The 17275-nt window shown below is 56.0% G+C and carries 15 protein-coding genes; 11 read left to right on the forward strand and 4 right to left on the reverse strand.

What is annotated here, in order from left to right:
* Nucleotides 1–3: 3 nt before the first annotated feature.
* Complete coding sequence (locus tag TRESADRAFT_RS13140; protein ID WP_002706316.1) at nt 4–1035, forward strand: hypothetical protein; 1032 nt, start codon at nt 4–6, stop codon at nt 1033–1035.
* A gap of 152 nt (nt 1036–1187) precedes the next feature.
* A complete protein-coding gene (gene ilvB / locus TRESADRAFT_RS13145) occupies nt 1188–2966 on the forward strand; it encodes a biosynthetic-type acetolactate synthase large subunit (RefSeq protein WP_002706317.1) in 1779 nt (592 codons plus the stop codon).
* 42 nt (nt 2967–3008) lie between these two features.
* Here the strand turns inward: ilvB and TRESADRAFT_RS15410 are convergent, their stop codons facing one another.
* Nucleotides 3009–4871, reverse strand: a complete 1863-nt coding sequence (locus TRESADRAFT_RS15410; RefSeq protein WP_002706318.1) for an ATP-binding protein — start codon at nt 4869–4871, stop codon at nt 3009–3011.
* Between the two features lie 176 nt (nt 4872–5047).
* Between TRESADRAFT_RS15410 and TRESADRAFT_RS13155 the strand changes: the two genes are divergently transcribed.
* Nucleotides 5048–5284, forward strand: a complete 237-nt coding sequence (locus TRESADRAFT_RS13155) for a transcriptional repressor (RefSeq protein WP_002706319.1) — start codon at nt 5048–5050, stop codon at nt 5282–5284.
* A gap of 3 nt (nt 5285–5287) precedes the next feature.
* On the opposite strand, the gene TRESADRAFT_RS13160 is transcribed toward TRESADRAFT_RS13155, so the two are convergent.
* Nucleotides 5288–6007 (reverse strand): late competence development ComFB family protein, encoded by a 720-nt coding sequence (locus TRESADRAFT_RS13160; protein WP_002706320.1) that lies wholly within the window; start codon nt 6005–6007, stop codon nt 5288–5290.
* A gap of 217 nt (nt 6008–6224) precedes the next feature.
* The gene (locus TRESADRAFT_RS13165) at nt 6225–8252 is read right to left on the reverse strand and encodes an aconitate hydratase (protein WP_002706321.1); all 2028 of its coding nucleotides are present in this window, start codon (nt 8250–8252) and stop codon (nt 6225–6227) included.
* Nucleotides 8253–8654: 402 nt separating this feature from the next.
* On the opposite strand from TRESADRAFT_RS13165, the gene TRESADRAFT_RS16335 reads away from it, so the two are divergent.
* The 6 genes from TRESADRAFT_RS16335 to TRESADRAFT_RS13195 all read left to right on the forward strand — a co-directional run bounded on the left by TRESADRAFT_RS16335 (nt 8655) and on the right by TRESADRAFT_RS13195 (nt 15514).
* Complete coding sequence (locus TRESADRAFT_RS16335; RefSeq protein ID WP_050985102.1) at nt 8655–8840, forward strand: hypothetical protein; 186 nt, start codon at nt 8655–8657, stop codon at nt 8838–8840.
* 118 nt (nt 8841–8958) lie between these two features.
* The gene (locus TRESADRAFT_RS13175) at nt 8959–9669 is read left to right on the forward strand and encodes a DNA-binding domain-containing protein (protein WP_002706322.1); all 711 of its coding nucleotides are present in this window, start codon (nt 8959–8961) and stop codon (nt 9667–9669) included.
* Between the two features lie 161 nt (nt 9670–9830).
* Nucleotides 9831–10850 carry a leucine-rich repeat protein gene (locus tag TRESADRAFT_RS15415; RefSeq protein ID WP_002706323.1) on the forward strand — a complete coding sequence of 340 codons (1020 nt, stop codon included), beginning with the start codon at nt 9831–9833 and terminating at the stop codon, nt 10848–10850.
* A 97-nt stretch (nt 10851–10947) separates the two neighbouring features.
* On the forward strand, nt 10948–11907 hold the full coding sequence (locus TRESADRAFT_RS15420) for a leucine-rich repeat protein (RefSeq protein WP_002706325.1): 960 nt from the start codon (nt 10948–10950) through the stop codon (nt 11905–11907).
* Nucleotides 11908–11965: 58 nt separating this feature from the next.
* The gene (locus TRESADRAFT_RS13190; protein ID WP_002706327.1) at nt 11966–12646 is read left to right on the forward strand and encodes a hypothetical protein; all 681 of its coding nucleotides are present in this window, start codon (nt 11966–11968) and stop codon (nt 12644–12646) included.
* A gap of 33 nt (nt 12647–12679) precedes the next feature.
* Complete coding sequence (locus TRESADRAFT_RS13195) at nt 12680–15514, forward strand: leucine-rich repeat domain-containing protein (protein ID WP_002706328.1); 2835 nt, start codon at nt 12680–12682, stop codon at nt 15512–15514.
* A gap of 252 nt (nt 15515–15766) precedes the next feature.
* Here the strand turns inward: TRESADRAFT_RS13195 and TRESADRAFT_RS16340 are convergent, their stop codons facing one another.
* A complete protein-coding gene (locus tag TRESADRAFT_RS16340) occupies nt 15767–16180 on the reverse strand; it encodes a hypothetical protein (RefSeq protein ID WP_040843157.1) in 414 nt (137 codons plus the stop codon).
* 38 nt (nt 16181–16218) lie between these two features.
* Here TRESADRAFT_RS16340 and TRESADRAFT_RS13205 point away from each other — a divergent pair, with 38 nt between their 5' ends.
* A complete protein-coding gene (locus TRESADRAFT_RS13205; protein ID WP_002706329.1) occupies nt 16219–16677 on the forward strand; it encodes a DNA-binding domain-containing protein in 459 nt (152 codons plus the stop codon).
* On the forward strand, nt 16674–17273 hold the full coding sequence (locus TRESADRAFT_RS13210; RefSeq protein ID WP_002706330.1) for a hypothetical protein: 600 nt from the start codon (nt 16674–16676) through the stop codon (nt 17271–17273). Before TRESADRAFT_RS13205 ends, TRESADRAFT_RS13210 begins: the two co-directional genes overlap by 4 nt.
* Nucleotides 17274–17275 lie beyond the last annotated feature (2 nt).

Below are 17275 nucleotides of genomic sequence, written 5' to 3' on the forward strand. Positions count from 1 at the left end.
TCTATGAAAAGGACGTTTTTTCTGCTCGCGCTCGCATTTATGAATGCGTTCGCTTTTTCGGGCGGCATCCTTGGCGGGATATGGCAGGGCGACGACAGGCTCGTCATGTTCGAGGATGGTGACGGCGGCTCGTTCGATTTTGCCGTCGTGCTCAGGGTTTTCTACGGATGGTACGATGACAGGGCCGCGGAGGGCGCCGGATTCTCCGAGATACGGACGAGGGACACGAACGACGCCGAATCTGCTCTTCCCGAGGATATTTCCGTCTCATGCAGGACCGTTTTCGAGAATCCGTCAAAAACGGCAGGCGTCTACGAGCTTACGCTCTCGTACCCGTCGGTTTCCGGCGGGAGCGGAAAAACGTTCCGCGGCGAATCGGCTGTCGTCCCCGTCGCGGTGATTGACGGGAAGCTGTACCTCGACTTTCTCGTAAGCACGCCCGTTGAAGGTGGCTCTTCCGGCGGCGTCTGGACGGACGGGAAGGGGGAGCGCGGCGAATTCTGGCGGTGCGCCTCGAATGCGGACGGCATAACGATTTCGCCGCCGCGGTTCAAGAAGGAGGTGCGCTCGTTCTTCGTCAACAAACGCGCTGACGGGAGCGAGGATGTCTACAGGCTCCGCTACTGGAAGAGCGGGATGGAATTCTCGGGTGATGCCGCGAGCTTTTCCGACGGGGAGAGCGTTTTTTCCGTAGGGAAATTCCTCAGAATCGGGAATGACGTCTACCAATGCACGACGGGGCGGAGCACGAAAATCCGCAACATAGAGAAGACCGTCTCGATGCCGTCGGGCGCGGTTTTCGATTCCGACAGGACGATATGCGCTTTGGGGGTGCCGTACCTCGTGAAGGTTCCGGGGGAGGGGACGCGGGATGAGCTGCTCGCCGCCGTGGACGAGAACAACGCGCGCCGGCGCCCGCTTCCGAAGCCGCTTTTCCCGCCGAGCAAGGTGAATTTCCGCTGGAAGGAGATTTCCGAGCTTGAGAAGTACAACCCGTTCACCTGGAACAGGCGCAACATCGACCTTTTCCAGTGATGGCGCTCCCGCGTTTTGTGCGCTTCCTTTTTTTGATTCCGTTCCAATTTGTCACGTTATTTTGTAGAATCTGAAAATACGGCTCTCGCTTGCGGCTCGGTTGGCGTTCCCGCTTGCGGGCTGTTCCAATCTTTGTTTTCAGGGGTGAAAAATTGAGAAGACTTACCGGCTCGGAGATAATAATCGGGCTTTTGAAGCAGAACGGAATCGGCACCGTGTCAGGAATTCCCGGCGGCTCGATTCTTCCTCTTTACGATGAGCTTGCCCGTTCCGGCATCAACCACGTGCTCGTGCGCCAGGAGCAGGCTGCCGGTTTCATAGCGCAGGGGATGGCGCGCGTCACGGGAAAGGCCGCCGTATGCATGGCGACGAGTGGTCCCGGCGCGATGAACCTGCTGACGGCGATTGCCGATGCCCGGTGCGACTCGATTCCCGTCGTCGCGATAACGGGGCAGGTGAACCTCAGCCTCATCGGTACGGACGCGTTCCAGGAGGCGGACACGTTCGGGCTTTCATTCCCGATAACGAAACATTCTATGATGGTGAAGAGCGCCTCGGAGCTTGTCCACGCAATCCCGCTCGCGTTCGCCATCGCCGAAAGCGGCCGCCCCGGGCCTGTCCTTGTCGACGTCCCGCGGAACGTGCAGGCGGAGCTTGCCGAGGTTCCCGATGATTTCGACACCTGCTTCAGGCGGATTTACGACGAGTACGCGCGAAACCACAAAGGCATAAAATTCAAGACGGACGACAGCAAGGTCTCTTCCGTCATCGAGGAATTCGCGTCCGTCCTTTCCTCCGCGTCGCGCCCCGTCCTGTATGTCGGGGGCGGCGCGAACAATCCGAGGAGCGCCGAGCAGATTCGGACGTTCCTCTCGCTCTATGACGCGCCCGTGGTGTCGTCGCTTATGGGAATCGGCGTCGTTCCCGTGGAGTCGGAGAATTTCCTCGGCATGGTCGGAATGCACGGAAGCGTCGCCGCGAACAGGGCGATGCACGATGCCGATGTCGTCCTCGCCGCGGGCGCCCGCTTCGACGACAGGGCGACCGGCGTTGTGTCGAAGTTCTGCCCGGGCGCCCGGATTCTCCACATAGACATCGATGCCGCCGAGGTGAACAAGATTCTTCCGTCGCGATGCTCGCTTGTCGAGGACTGCGCCTTCGCCTTCTCGTGCCTTAACGATGCGATTTCCGGCGTCCTTCGTTCCGACGAGCGCCGCGCGTGGCTCTCGCTCTGCGCCGGCATGAAGGGCGACGACGGGGTTACGCACCCGATGAGCTGCGACGAGTCGGACTGCTGCGGAAGGCGCGGCTGCGGCGTCAAGGATGGCTGCTCGTTCAGGAACCCGCGGGAATTCATCCGGAACATTCCGGCTGCCGCGTCTGCTTTCGGGGTCGGAGCGGATGATATTGTCGTGACGACGGACGTCGGACAGCATCAGATGTGGACTGCCCAGTTCTATCCCGTCCGCCGTCCGAGACAGCTCCTCACGTCAGGCTCGCTCGGCACGATGGGGTTCGGGCTTCCCGCCGCGATTGGCGCGTCCCTCGCTTCCCCGGGAAAAAGGGTGGTCTGCGTCTCTGGCGACGGCTCGATAATGATGAACATACAGGAGCTTGCGACGCTCGGCGAGCTGAACCTCGACGTCACGGTCATCGTCCTCGACAACGGATGCCTCGGGATGGTCAGGCAGCAGCAGGAGTATCTTTTCGACAGGAACTACAGCGCGAGCACGTTCCTCAACCGCCCCGACCTCGTGAAAATCGCGGAGGGATTCGGAATCCGCGCCGTCGATGCCGACTGCGACGGGGAATGGGCGCGGAGCGCGTTCGCCGAGAATGGGCCATGCCTCGTGCGCGTCAGGATTTCCCGCTACGAGACGGTCCTCCCGTTCGTGAAGGGCGGCCAGGCGAACATCGAGGCGCTGCGCTGACGGGAACGCCGGAACCAAAATCGCATGGTTCCGGCGTTTTTTTCAGAGCGAGAAGCCCATCCTGTTCCCGCCTTCCGCCAGGCTGAGCTTTTCGCGCCTGCAGAATTCCTCTATCTGCGCCGTTGTCGGCCGCTCCCCCGTTATCACCTCCTCCATGGAGATTTTCCTGCATATGTTGTCGATTTCCCCGCCGGAAAGGTCGAATTTCCGCGCGAACGAGAGGCACGTCTCCTCGTCGAGCCAGCCGAGCTTGCTCATCCAGATGTTCTTCTTGGCGTTCTCGTCCGGCCTGTCGAATTTTATCTTGAAGAGGAACCGCCGCTCGAACGCGCTGTCGAGGTTGTCCGCCATGTTCGTCGTCGCGACGAGGATTCCGTCTAGCGTCTCGAGCTCCTCGAGGATGATGTTCTGGATTGCGTTCTCCGTCTGCGCGACGTTTGACGATTTCGGGTTCTTCCGCTCCGAGAAGACGGCGTCCGCCTCGTTGAACAGGAGTATCGGTGCGGGCTTCCCGTTGTGCCTGTGCGACTCGCACATCGACCGGTAGTTCTTGAAGATTTTCTTCACGATTTTCTCGCTTTCCCCGAACCAGCACGATTTCGTGTTCGAGATGTCGACGTGGTAAATCTCTCGTCCCGTTGCCTTCGCTATCTGCCTGACGCTCTCCGTCTTTCCCGTTCCCGCCGCCCCGTAAAGGAGGATGGCGACGCCCGACGGAAGGTTCTGCTCGGCGAGCCTTTTCTGAATCATCTTGAACGTCTTCTTCGAAAGCGCGCGGCGGAGTCGCGATATGTCCTTCTCGTTCTCCTCGCTGTAGAAAAGCTTCTTCGCCTTGATTTTTTTCGGCTCGACAAGCTCGATTCCCGTCATCTTCTTCTCGAACAGCACCGCGTCCTCCCCGAGGAGCAGCTTGAGCGCCTTTTCGGTGGGGACAATCGTCGCGTCGCTCATGTTTCCCTTCTTCGAGAATTCGATGAGCCCCTTCTTGAACAGCGGCGTGTCCTCGTCGAGGTATTTCCGCGCGATTTTGAATTTCCTGCTCGGCTCGTAGAGGTCGCGCACCGTGATGTTGAGGCTCGTCCCCTTGTCGGATTCCATCGAGTCGCCGCAGACGACGTAGAGCATCATCCTGTCGTCGAAGTCTGGCAGGAGCGTCAGCGCGTCCTGGACGAAGCTGCTGTCGGAATAGTCCTCCTCGAGCGCCTTGAGCTTCGAGCGCATCACCATTATCGACTCCCCCTCGTCGATTCTGCTCGCCGTTATATCGGCGACCTGCGTCGTGAATTCGACCGAGTCGATTTCGCTTTCGGCTTCGTCGTCTTTTCTCTGGTCGAATTGTATCTCCTCGTTCGCGAGGATTGCGTCGATGACGTTGTCGGCGACCGTGAACGTCTTCGAGCCCCTGAGGAAAACGCGCCGCCTCCGCCTCCGTACAATCGATTTGTTCTCGACGAGCAGCTTCTTTTCGATGAGCGCGTCGATGTCGTCCTTGTGGGTGAGGAGCTTCATCGTCTGGCAGGAGAAGAACTGCGATATCTCCTCGAACGTGCTTCCGTTTGAGTCGTCCTCGAAATAGTTTGATATGTACGCGCAGAGGATGGTCGTCTGCATTTCAGTCGTCCCGAAATAGGCGGAGAGCCTTTCCAGCGTTTCCGGGAACGTCGCGGAAAGCTCCCTGCGCTTCTCCTCGGCCTTCCTCATACGGCGGAGCCTGCTCAGCCGGAGCGGGGAGATGTCGGCCGTGCATTCTTCGTCCTCGTCCTCGACGTTTTTTCCGTCCGTGTTGATGGGCTCCAGCCCGGAATTTTTGAGAACCTCGCACGCGCAGTAGAGTTCATCCATCGCGTTCCATCCGAGCCTCTTTTTTCCGCCTTCCTTGCCGTCCGTTTCGAAATTCTTTTCCATATCAAGCCTCCGGTTATGCGTTGTGAATGTAGGCATTTTTTTGCGTTTGTCAACTTTTTCCGCGCGTTTTCTTGTGTTTTTTTCCGCCCGTTCTTGATACAAAAGTTAGTTTATGCTAACTTTTGTGGCGGAAAATACCGGATGAAATTCAAAAAGTATGGAAGGAGGCTTGCTTTATGGAAGAGAAATTCGTGGAGATTGTGAACGCGTTCAAGGTGAACGGCGGACGTGTGACGGAGCAGCGCAAGAGGCTGATTTCCGTCATCCTCATGAATCCTGGCTGCACCTGCAAGGAGCTTTATTACCTTGCCAGGGAGCGCGGATGCAGGATAGGACGCGCTACGGTTTACAGGACGATAAGGAGCCTTGAGGATATGGGGTTCATATCGAAGCGGGCCGTTGTAATCCTGTAGGCTTCATTCCATTTCGTTCTGGATGTCGGCGTGGAATAGCACCATGTCCTTTATCTTCACCGAATACGTCGAGTCCAGCTCGTTCTTGACGAGGTTCTCGCTCGTGAGCGAAAGGTCGAACGAGTAGATTATCGGCGTATATCCGTCCGCCGATATTTCGAGCGAGAAGGTGAATTTCTGCGTCACGCCGACAGTGTTCGTCTGGAACGGCTTAATCCAGAACGAGTATGTTCCCTTCGTCGATTTGTACGTCATCGCGGGGTTCGCCCATGTCTTGTCGACCATCTGGACTTCCATTCCGTTGCATTTTAGGAGGACGCTTGCCCCAGCAATCGGCTCGAACGTCGTCCCGTCGAGGACCGTCCCCGTGAACGTCGGGAAGTTGAATACCGGAATCTCGGTTTTTTCCATCTCGCAGTCCTTTCTCGGGAGCGAGTGGAACGGCCTTTTCGTCTCGCTTATGAGCCGTATTCCCTCGTTCGTGAGCGCGTCTATGTCCGCCTTGAGCTGCATGTCGCTCTCGAGCGCGTTCAGGCTGTGCGTCAGCCCCCTGCCCGATACGACGTATTTTGGAGGAATCCTGTTCAGCACATAACTTGTCGTGTCAAGACGGCAGTTCTTGCAGTCGCACGAGAGCCACGCGGAATTCGATTCCTTGAGCAAGTCGTAAATCGTGTTCACATGCTGCAGAACGATGTCTTCCATTATGTTGTGTACGTTCATTTTCTATTGTCTTCTCCATTTTTTTGAATGATTCACCGCAATCCGCTCCCGCTGGCATACGCCCAACAGGGTTCCGATGAAATAAAAAGACGGTCTGAACGCGGATTCGCCATCCAACATTCAAACCGTCTTAAATTATACATCAAAAACGCGACATTACAAACGAATATTTTCCCAAGAACGCGTTTGAGGCCGTTTTGCTGCCCGGCTTATGCCGTCAGTTTCCGCCCTTCCTCGTGTATGCGGCAAGCCCGCCCGCCATGAGGATTGATGCGGAGCGCGCGGCGATGTCGTTAACGCACTCGATTTCCGTCTTCCCGTTGATGACGACGCGGAACGGCGTGCCGTTCTTGAGCGACGAGTCTATGTCCACAAGCTCGAGCGTGTCGCCCTGCGCGATTTTGTCGTAGTCCGCGGGGTTCTTGAACGTCATCGGGATGATTCCGTAGTTGATGAGGTTCGCCTTGTGGATGCGCGCGAAGCTCTTCGTGATGACGGCGCGCACTCCGAGGTACATCGGCCCGAGCGCGGCGTGCTCGCGGCTTGAGCCCTGCCCGTAGTTCTCTCCGCCGACCACGCAGCAGTCCGCGAACGAAGCCTCCTCGCTCCTCTTGTAGAACGTCTCGTCGAGGCGCGTGAGCGTGAACTTGGAGATTTCCGGGATGTTCGAGCGGAGCGGGAGCACCTTGGCGCCCGCCGGCATGATGTCGTCGGTTGAGACGTTGTCCGCCGCCTTGAGGCGCACGGGGAGTGAGAGGCTCGGCTTGTACTCGCGGCACGGCGGGCACGGCTTGATGTTCGGCCCGCGGAGAATCTCCACGTCCTTCGCCTTGTCGGCGTCGAGCGGCGCGATTACCATTCCGCGGTCCTGCGCCGCCTTGAGCACGTCGGCGCTTGACAGCCGCGCGTCCTCGCCGTCGAGCATGGACACTCGGAATCCCGTTGCGTACGCGGGGTCGTCGTATTCCATCGTCTCCGCCTCGGTGAACACGCCCGTGACCGCTGCTGCCGCGGCAGTCTCCGGCGAGACGAGGTAGACGTTCGCGTCCGCGGTGCCGCTCCTGCCCTTGAAGTTCCTGTTGAACGTGCGGAGCGTGACGCCCTCCGAGTTCGGCGCGAATCCCTGCCCGATGCACGGGCCGCAGGCGGATTCGAGTATGCGGAATCCCGCCTCGATGAGGTCGCCGAGGATTCCCGCCTTGCTCGCCATCAGGAGCGTCGTGCGGCTTCCCGGCGCGATTCCCGCCTCGACTCCCGGCGCGATGTGCTTTCCCTTCACGATTGCCGCGACGCTTTCGAGGTCGTCGAGCGACGAGTTCGTGCAGCTTCCGATGACGACCTGCGTGACCTTCTTTCCCGCGAGGTTCTTCACGCTGTCGATGACGTCCGGGTTGTGCGGGCAGGCGGCAAGCGCGTGGAGCGAGCCGAGGTCGATTTCGATGAGCTTGTCGTACTGAGCGCCCTCGTCAGCCTCCTGCCGCGTCCAGTCGCCTCCGCGTCCCATCGACTCGAGGAATTTCTTCGTCTTCTCGTCGGACGGGAAGATGGAGCACGTTGCCCCGAGCTCCGCGCCCATGTTCGTTATCGTCGCGCGCTGCGGCACTGTGAGGGATGCGGCCCCGTCGCCGAAATACTCGTAGATTGCGCCCGTTCCGCCCTTGACGGTCTCGCGCCTTAGGACTTCGAGGATGATGTCCTTCGCGCCGACGCCTTTCCTGAGCTTTCCTGTCAGCTTCACGCCGAAGATTTTCGGCATCGGCGTGTGGAACGCTCCGCCGCCCATCGCCACGGCGACGTCAAGTCCGCCCGCGCCGATTGCTATCATTCCGATTCCGCCTCCCGTGGGCGTATGGCTGTCAGAGCCGAGGAGCGTCTTTCCCGGCTTGCCGAAGCATTCGAGATGGACCTGGTGGCAGATTCCGTTGCCCGGGCGGGAGAAGTAAAGCCCGTACTTCGCCGCGACCGACTGGAGGTAGCGGTGGTCGTCCATGTTCTTGAAGTCAGTCTGGAGCGTGTTGTGGTCGATGTACGAGACGGAAAGCTCCGTCTTCACGCGCGGAATCCCGATTGTCTCGAACTGGAGGTACGCCATCGTACCCGTCGCGTCCTGGGTGAGCGTCTGGTCGATTTTCAGCGCGATGTCCTCCCCGCGCGGGATGGGGTTCCCCTTCCTGAAATCGATGTTTGGACAAGCTTCGGGAACGATGTGCTCCTGAATGATTTTCTCGGCAAGTGTGAGAGCCATTTTTAACCTCTGATATAGAATAGGATGCGGAATTATAGAATGGAATCAATCGGAAAGTCCACGGAGGACGGGAAAAAATCGCGCCCCGTGGACCTTTGCGCGTCTTTTGCTTTATGCGTTGTATCGGGCGTTCGCCGGCACGCGCGCCCCGTGGACTTTTGCTCGTCCTAGGCTTTTATGCGTTGTATCGGGCGTTCGCCGGCACGCGCGGGGCGCGTGCCTACCGTGGCGGTGGGGGTGCGCGTGTTGGCGGGGATTTTCTCGTTCCGAGTTCGGCTTGTTTGTGGCGCGCCCCGTGAGCCTTTGCGCGTCCTAGGCTTTGTGCGTTGTATCGGGCGTTCGCCGGCACGTGTTTCTGAGATTCTGTTTGACGCTTTGCCTTCGGCGCACTACAATTCCGGCATGAAAAAAGTACTTGACACGCAGAACGCCGCATCCACAATCTCAACAAAGAACAAAGAACAAAGAACAAAGAACAAAGAACAAAGAACAAAGAACAAAGAACAAAGAACAAAGAACAAAGAACAAAGAACAAAGAACAAAGAACAAAGAACAAAGAACAAAGAACAAAGAACAAAGAAGGCATAGTTTCCTTTGTAAAAAATATCAACTCAGTTTATCAATTCTCAAATAAAAGCCTATATTGGTATGACTTTAGTCGTAACGATATAGGCTTTTTTATATCAATTTTGGAGGAGAAAACAATATGGCTAAGTATTCGCTTAGGGACAATCCGCTGACGGAAGACCCGAACGACAAGCTGGCGACTCTTGAGGACGTGAAGAGCGTCACGAAAGAAGAGATTATCGACCGCATTCTGAAGCGTGGCAACACTATGACGAAGACCGACCTGCTCGCGGCAATCAACGCCTACGAGGAGGAGTGCGCGATTATCACCGAGGAAGGCAACGCGATAAACACGCCTCTTTTCAACACGTCGCTTGCGATTCAGGGCAAGTTCGACAACGGCGATGATGTTTTCGATTTGCGTCGCCACACGCTCAAGGTCAATGCAACTGCTGGCTCTGTCTTGAAGGAAGCTGCGGGCAAAGTGAAGCTGACCAAGGTGCAGGGAACGGCTTCTGCTCCGTGGATTACGGGCGTTCGCGACACTCTGGCGGACGCGGAGGACAAGAGCGGAAACCTCAAGGCGGGGAGCGTCATCGAGATTACGGGCGCGAAGCTCAAGTTCGACAATGCGGACAGCGAGCAGGGCGTGTTCTTCATCGGAGAGGCTGGCGAAATCCGCTGCACGCAGGTGGTGGAAAACAAGCCGTCAAAGGTTCTCTTCGTTCTGCCAAAAGACACCGCGGCAGGAAGCTACACGCTTGAGGTTCGCACAAGGTCTAACACGAACGGCAATCCGACAAAGACCGTGAAAAAAGGCAGTTTCGAGAAGTCGGTGACTGTCGCGTAGAGATTGGGAGCAAATCCGTATGCGGATACGACCCCTATCTGCATACGGATAGACACTCTATCTCGGTAGGGATAAGGACTCTATCCGCATAGAGATAGACTGCTTATCCGCGTAGAGATACAACAGCCGTGCGGGCTTTTAGGCTAGAAGGAGATTGTTTTATGAAATGTACAAATTGCGGTGCGTCGATTGCTGACGACGCGAAATTCTGTGCCGAATGTGGCACAAAGGTTGTGCGCGAGGTGTTCTGCGCACAGTGCGGCACAAAACTCGCGGCGGGCGCAAAGTTCTGCCCTGAATGCGGCACGAAAGTGGGTGCGGTGGCAAATTCCGAACCCAAAGCGGAAAGCGCACCCAAAGCAGAAGCGGCGGCGGAGAGCGCACCCAAAGTGCAAAAAGAAAGTTCCCCAAAGGACAACGGCAGCAGCAAGTGGCTCACGATTAGGGACACGAGCAAGTATGTCCTTCCTGTTCAGAGAGTTCTTCAAAAATGCGATAGAGAGGCAGAAGGCGTGGTCATCATTCCCGAGGGGGTGACGTTTATCTATGATGGGGCGTTCCGGGAGTGCAAAAAAATTACCTCTGTGGTTATTCCCGCAAGCGTTACGGAAATCGGCAAATTGGCGTTCGCTAACTGCGAGTCGCTTACCTCCGTGGAAATCCCCGACGGTGTTACGAAAATCGGCGCGTATGCGTTCAGTGACTGCACGGCACTTGCGTCGGTGGAAATTCCCGAAAGCGTTACGGAAATCGGCGAGTGGGCGTTCCAAGCCTGCTTTGCACTTGCGTCCGTGGTTATTCTAGAGGGCGTTACGGCAATCGGCGGTTATGCGTTCTATAGCTGCTCGTCGCTTGCCTCCGTGGTTATTCCCGAAAGCGTTACGGAAATCGGCGAGGGGGCGTTCAGCGGCTGCGAGGCACTTGCGTCGGTGGAAATTCCCGACAGCGTTACGGAAATCGGCAAATTGGCGTTCGGTGGGTGCACGTCGCTTGCGTCGATGGAAATTCCCGACAGCGTTGCGAAAATCGGCGAGAGGGCGTTCTGTGAATGCGAGTCGCTTTCATCAATAAGATTCGGCGGCACAAAAAAGGAATGGAAAGCCGTGAAGAAAGGCGATGACTGGCACGCTTTCGGTCCCGCGACGGCGGTGAAGTGCGCGGACGGCGAGGTGCAGCTGTAGGGCGGCGCGACAGAAGGCGCAAAGGAGTAAGCACAATGGCTAATACGATTACAAACAGCATTTTTATGGACGAGGAGAACGGCAAAAGGAGATTACAATGAAATGTACAAATTGCGGCGCTGACTTGGCTGACAGCGCGAAGTTCTGCGCGGAGTGCGGAACGAAGGTTGTGCGCGAGGTGTTCTGCGCACAGTGCGGCACAAAACTCGCGGCGGGCGCAAAGTTCTGCCCTGAATGCGGCACGAAAGTGGGTGCGGCGGCAACTCCCGACCCCAAAGCGGAGAGCGCACCCAAAGCGGAAGCGCAAAAAGAAAGTTCCCCAAAGGACAACGGCAGCAGCAAGTGGCTCACGATTGAGGACACGGACGAGTATTCTGAGCATCTCGACGAAGAAGTCCTTCCTGTTCAAAGAGTTCTTCAAAAATGCGATAGAGAGGCAGAAGGCGTGGTCATCATTCCCGAGGGGGTGACGTATATCGATGTGGGGGCGTTCCAGAATTGCGAAAAAATTACCTCTGTAGTTATTCCAGAGGGAGTGACGGTCATCGACCAGGATGCATTCAGTGAGTGCAAGGCACTTGCCTCCGTGGTCATTCCCGCAAGCGTTACGGAAATCAGCGCGGATGCGTTCGAGGGCTGCACGGCACTTGCGTCGGTGGTTATACCAGAGGGGGTGACGTTTATCGGTGTGGGGGCGTTCCGGGAGTGCAAAAAAATTACCTCTGTGGTTATTCCCGCAAGTGTTACGGAAATTGACGAAGGGACGTTCCGAGACTGCAAGGCTCTTGCCTCCGTGGTTATTCCCGAAAGCGTTACGGAAATCGGCTTGTGGGCGTTCAGGGGCTGCACGGCGCTTGCGTCGGTGGTAATCCCTGCGGACGTTGAGGAAATCGGCATTGATGCTTTCAAGGACTGCGAGTCGCTTTCATCAATAACATTCGGCGGCACAAAAAAGGAATGGAAAGCCGTGGAGAAAGGCGATGACTGGCACGAGGGCGTTCCCGCAAAGGGCGTGGAGTGTTCTGACGGAATGGTAAAGTTCGGGCTGTTCGGCTGATTTAAGGGCAACACATATCGCCATGCGCGGGCGTAAAACGCGCAAAGGAGTTTTTTGTATGGAGAGCATTGATTTTACGGGAGTGTACGAAACATTCGCAGACGCGCTTACTAAAAGGTTTGCCGAGCAGAAAAAGCGCGGCGGCGACTTCCGCGTGGCGGAGGACACCATCCGCTACTTCTTTTTTGACGCGGCGGTGCAGAAAGGCGGCCTAAAGGCGAGCGATTTCTGGCTTGAGGGGCATTTTTTCGGCAAGGAGGAAAGCCGGAAAAATCTGGAGCTTGACGCGCTGATACAGCCGGAGGACGGCAGAAAGCCGGTCGCCATAGAGTTCAAGTATGACAGACTCGGCGAAAACACGGACAGCGAAGCGAAAACACGCAACGCGGGCAAAATCTACAAGGACTTGAACCGCCTCGCGAGCCTTTCTTCCCCCGCCAAGGAGCGGCTTTTCGTGTATGTGACGGAAGCTCGTATGAAAAACTACTTTTCAGGCGGAAACACCCAGTGGGGAAAATCGGTGGCAACGCTGCCCTTGGAGTGCGAAACGACGGCTGTCATCAGCGCAAAAGCCGTGCGGGAACTCAAAGACAAGGACGGCTGCGGCACCTTTTACAATGGCGCGACCGATGACGGCAGATTTGCGTTCGAGCAAGATATTTCCGTCACCCGCCTGTTCAGCCATGAATGCGGCGAAAACGAATTCCTCTACATCTTTAAGGTAGAGCAGAGAGTGTAAAATAGCGCGGGAAAACCGCGTAAGGAGACTTATATGGGATTTAGATGTGCGAAATGCGGCAAGTATGTGTCTGACGACGAGCAGTATTGGTACGACAATTACGGCAAATACTGCAGCGAGTCGTGTTCAAACCAGGCGTATAATGAACGCGCCTATGCCGAGGAACAGGAAGAAGTCCGGCACGAAAACGCGATAGCAGAGGTGCAAGCCAGGCAAGAAGCCGCGATGAGGGAGTCGGAAGCACAGAAGGAAGCTGCGGAAGCGGCTCAACGCGTGGCGGACACGCAGTATGAGGCGGCGCGGCAGGCGCGTCTTGCGCAGCAGGACAAGCTTGAGCATGAAAAGCAAATGGCTGCTCGCGAGGCGAGGCGGCGGGCGCACGAGGCAAAGCTTGCCAAGTGCATTCTTGAAGACGGCGTGTACTACAGCCCCGACAAGACCGCGATTGTGGAAGTGTCAAAAGCCGTGACCCGCCTTGTCGTGCCTGATTATGTCAAGGACATCAGCGACGGCGCGTGCCTGAACCACAACGACCTCAAATCCGTCACGCTTCCCGAAGGGCTGGAGACAATCGGCGACGGCTCGTTCGAGGGCTGTGCCGCGTTGTACGACATCAACTTCCCCAAGAGCCTGCGCAAAATCGGCAAGGAAGCCTTTATGGACAGCGGCATTGAGGAAATCAACTTTCCCGACGGCATAAAGGTCAGGGAACTCCCCGAAGATGCGTTCAGAGGCTGCGCCAAGCTCAAAAATGTGGACGATATGCTGTGCAAGATTGATGTTCTCGGCGACGGCGCGTTCTTCAATTCGGGGCTTACCGAACTTACGCTTCCTGCCAGCATAGAAAAGATAGCCATAAATGCGTTTGGCAAATGCAAGAACCTGAAAACGCTTGTGGTAAAAGAAGGCGTTGAGCACATCCCTTCATATTTATTCAAAAACTGCACGGCGTTGACCTCTGTCACGCTGCCCGAAGGGGTTAAGACAATCGGCGAAGAGGCGTTTTGCGGCTGCACGGCTTTGGATGGCGGCCAGCTTTCCCTGCCCGATAGTTTGCAGACAATCGGCAATAAGGCTTTTAAGGAAAGCTTCAACGGCGGTACGCTCACGCTTGGGGGAAAAGTTTCAGAAATAGACTATGAGGCGTTCGAAAAATGCGGATTTTCAAGCCTCGTCATAGCAGGGGAAATCGAGAAAATCAGCAGGTCTGCGTTCGCCGGATGTAAGAATCTGAAATCCGTTTCCATCACAGGAAAAGTCGGACTGTTCGGTTCTAGTAGAGGTATTTGCGACGGCTGTTTCGCCCACTGTGAAGCGTTGGAATCCGTTTCCATTTCGGGCAGCGTTACGGAACTCGTCGGGGAGATGTTCTACGACTGTAAGAATCTGAAATCCGTTTCCATTTCGGGCAGCGTCAAGAAAATCGGCGAAAGAGCATTTAGAGACTGCTATAACATAGCGAAGATTGATTTGGGGAACGCGGTCGAAATAATCGGCGAAAATGCGTTTTCGAACTGCAAGGCGTTGGAATCCCTTACCATAGCGGGCAACATAAACACAATCGGCGAGGAAGCGTTTTCGAACTGCAAGGCGTTGGAATCCCTTACCATAGCGGGCAACATAAACACAATCGGCGAACGTGCGTTCTCTTTCTACGATGAACTTAAAACGCTTTCAATCACGGGGAGCATAAACACAATCGGCGAGGAAGCGTTCACTTACTGCGAGCAGCTTAAGACGCTTTCAATCACGGGGAGCATAAACACAATCGGCGAACGTGCGTTCTCTTTCTGCAAGAACTTGCGGTCGCTTACCATACCGGGCAGCGTAAAAACAATCGGCAAGGAAGCGTTCTATTCCTGCGATGAACTTAAAACGCTGGTTATAGAGGAAGGCGTCAAGGAAATAGGGATATGCGCGTTCAAATACTGCGACAAGTTGACTTCAGTTACCGTACCGAGCAGCACCAAACTCAATGATGATTATTCTAGCGGTTACTACGATGGCACAGGTTCTTTTCAGAGCTGCCATATGCTCAAAGAACTCCCTTTGTCAGGCGGTCGCTCTAAGAAAAACAAGAAGTATGAGGGACCGAAAAGCACTTCCGAAAAATTGCAGGAAAAGTTCTTCTCACGCAAGGCAAAGAAGCGGGCAATCATCATTCTCGCCTGTCTTGCGCTTGTGTTCCTCATCAAGTATGCGATGGGCGGCGAGGCGCGCTTTGCAAAAAAGGCGCAGAAGAACTTTGACAGCTGGTACACGAGCGAGGCAGACGCTATCGTGGGGCAGACGTTCACATACAACAGCGTGAACTCGTCAAGCGGCGAAATAAGCGTCAAGACCCAAGTGCCGTTCGCCAAAGATGGTTTTGCCTACGGCAACGCGCTGTACACGGTAGACACCGCCGCCCACACGGTCGATTCCGAAACCCGCGACGGCAAAAAGTACCGCTACGCCTACTTCCCCGACGGCAGCGCATACTACGGTTTCAACGATGACGGCTCGGTGGGCTTTGTGCGCCCCAAAGAGGGGGCGCAGTTCAACGCGGCGCAGGCAACGGAGGTCATCGGAAAGACGTTCAGCGGCAAGTGGAGCGACAAGTTCACGGCGGATATAACGTTCGGCGCGGACGGCACGGCAACGGTCAAGTTCTCGGACGGCGACACGGGCACAGGCTCGTACATCGCAAGCGACGAGGACAACATCGTGCTCTACAACCACCGCGACAAGGGCGTATGGCACAAGTTCGTCTACAGCGACGACAGCGACGATGTAACGTTCAAACGCTACTACGCCGAAAAGCTGAGGAACGGCAGGTTTGACACCTCTGTCAGCACCGACACCCACGACGACTGGAAGCGGAAATAAGGGCAGGCTGTAACGCCAAGCGGGTTGTTGAAACGGCAACCCGCTTTTTTTTGTGGCAAGGCGCGTTGTGTTATAAGGCGGCGATTTCGCTCAACGATAAGCTCGTTTATTGCAAAAGCCCCACGTCGATTTCGGCAAACGCGGCGGCTTCCTCTTTATTGGGGTGGTTGCCGTTGTTGTTTTTTGCATTGAGAAAAGGCTCTGTCTGAAAAAACGGTTGATTTAGATTTTGTCATATGGAAATCGAATTCATCATCCCTCGTTTTCATTCAAAAGAGATTCCGTTAGGAATCTCAAATCCGTGCGACACTCTCTTAAAATGTCGATAGAAATCATGTATCCACCGGAAATCCGTTCGAGCTTTATGCGCAGGGTGAGTTCAGCAAGGACTCGAACCCGATTCTTGCGGTCGGCAACCAGAAGGACTTGCTGCGCGACTATTTCAGCGAGCAGGGCAAGCCCTTCGACAATGACTGGACGACGCACCAGTTCATCGCCCACGCCATAAAGGTGGCTCGCGGCGAGGAATAGGGAACAGAGAAGTGGATGGGCAAAGAGAACGCCTCTCCGATCAAGGCCGTCTACCTCGACAAAGAGGTCGGCGGATTCGCAATCCACTTGAAGAGAGCGTAAGCCTGATTGACGCTCTGTCCTTGAGCGTTTCATAAAAATCCTCTGCCATTGTGGAGTGGCGGGGGCTTTTTATGGCTAAAAAATTCAATTGGAGCATAACGCTTCGCCCCAACGCATTCACCCCTGACAACGACCGCGACCAGCTCGCCGATGTAGTCCCCGCGGGAACAAAGAAGGACGAGGACATCGCCGATGAAATCGTGGCTGAGGAGTCTGAAATCAAAAAGGAGACGATTCTCAATATCCTCTCTCTCCGCAACAAAAAAGTGATGGCTTACGCACTCGCAGGCTACAACTACTCGAACGAGGTGGAGCAGATGACACCGCGCGTAAACGGAGTATTTGAGGACATAAACGCCCAGTTCGACCCGAACATTCACAAATGCGTGATTGACATCACGGCGGAAGCGTGTTTTCCGCGCTGCCGCCGTTTCGCATACTGCGGGACTCGCGCCTTGCGGCACATCGCCGTGCCGCCGCCGTGCCTGCGCTACTCGCGCCCGCGCCAATCTGCTATACTTACCGCATGAACAAACCCCCCCGCACCGCGCTTATCTGCGCCGCCGCCGTCGCGCTGAATATGCTTTCGGCGCACGTCTTTTACCACACTCTGCACATTCCGCTCTTTTTCGACACTATTTTTACCGTGGCGGTCGTTTTTTACTGCGGGCTTTTCCCCGCGCTCGCCGTTTCCGTAAGCTACAACCTTGTGAACTCGCTGCTCTGGTTTTTGGAGCAGGGCGCGTTCGACCCGATTTTCATGCTCTACACAATCTGCGGCGTGCTCATCGTGCTTTCCACCTGGCTCATCGCCCGCCGCAAGGACGACTTTGCGCTCGGCCCGCTCGTCACAGTGCTCTACCTTGTGCTGATTGCCATGCTTTCCTCTGCCTGCACCATCATTGTAAGCGGCGTCATCGACTTCTTTCACCTAAAATATTACAACGTGCCCGACATGATGAACCCTATCAAGCACTTTACCGACAGCTTTGTGCGCGAGCGATTCCATCTCCTTGCCGCGTGCATCCTCGCGCAGATTCCCGTTTCGTTCACCGACCGCCTGCTCACCACCTTTGCAGGCTACGGCGTGTACCGTCTTGCCTCGCGCATTTCGCAGAATAGGTAGCC

This window comes from Treponema saccharophilum DSM 2985, from assembly GCF_000255555.1.
GTDB classification, from domain to species: domain Bacteria; phylum Spirochaetota; class Spirochaetia; order Treponematales; family Treponemataceae; genus Treponema_D; species Treponema_D saccharophilum.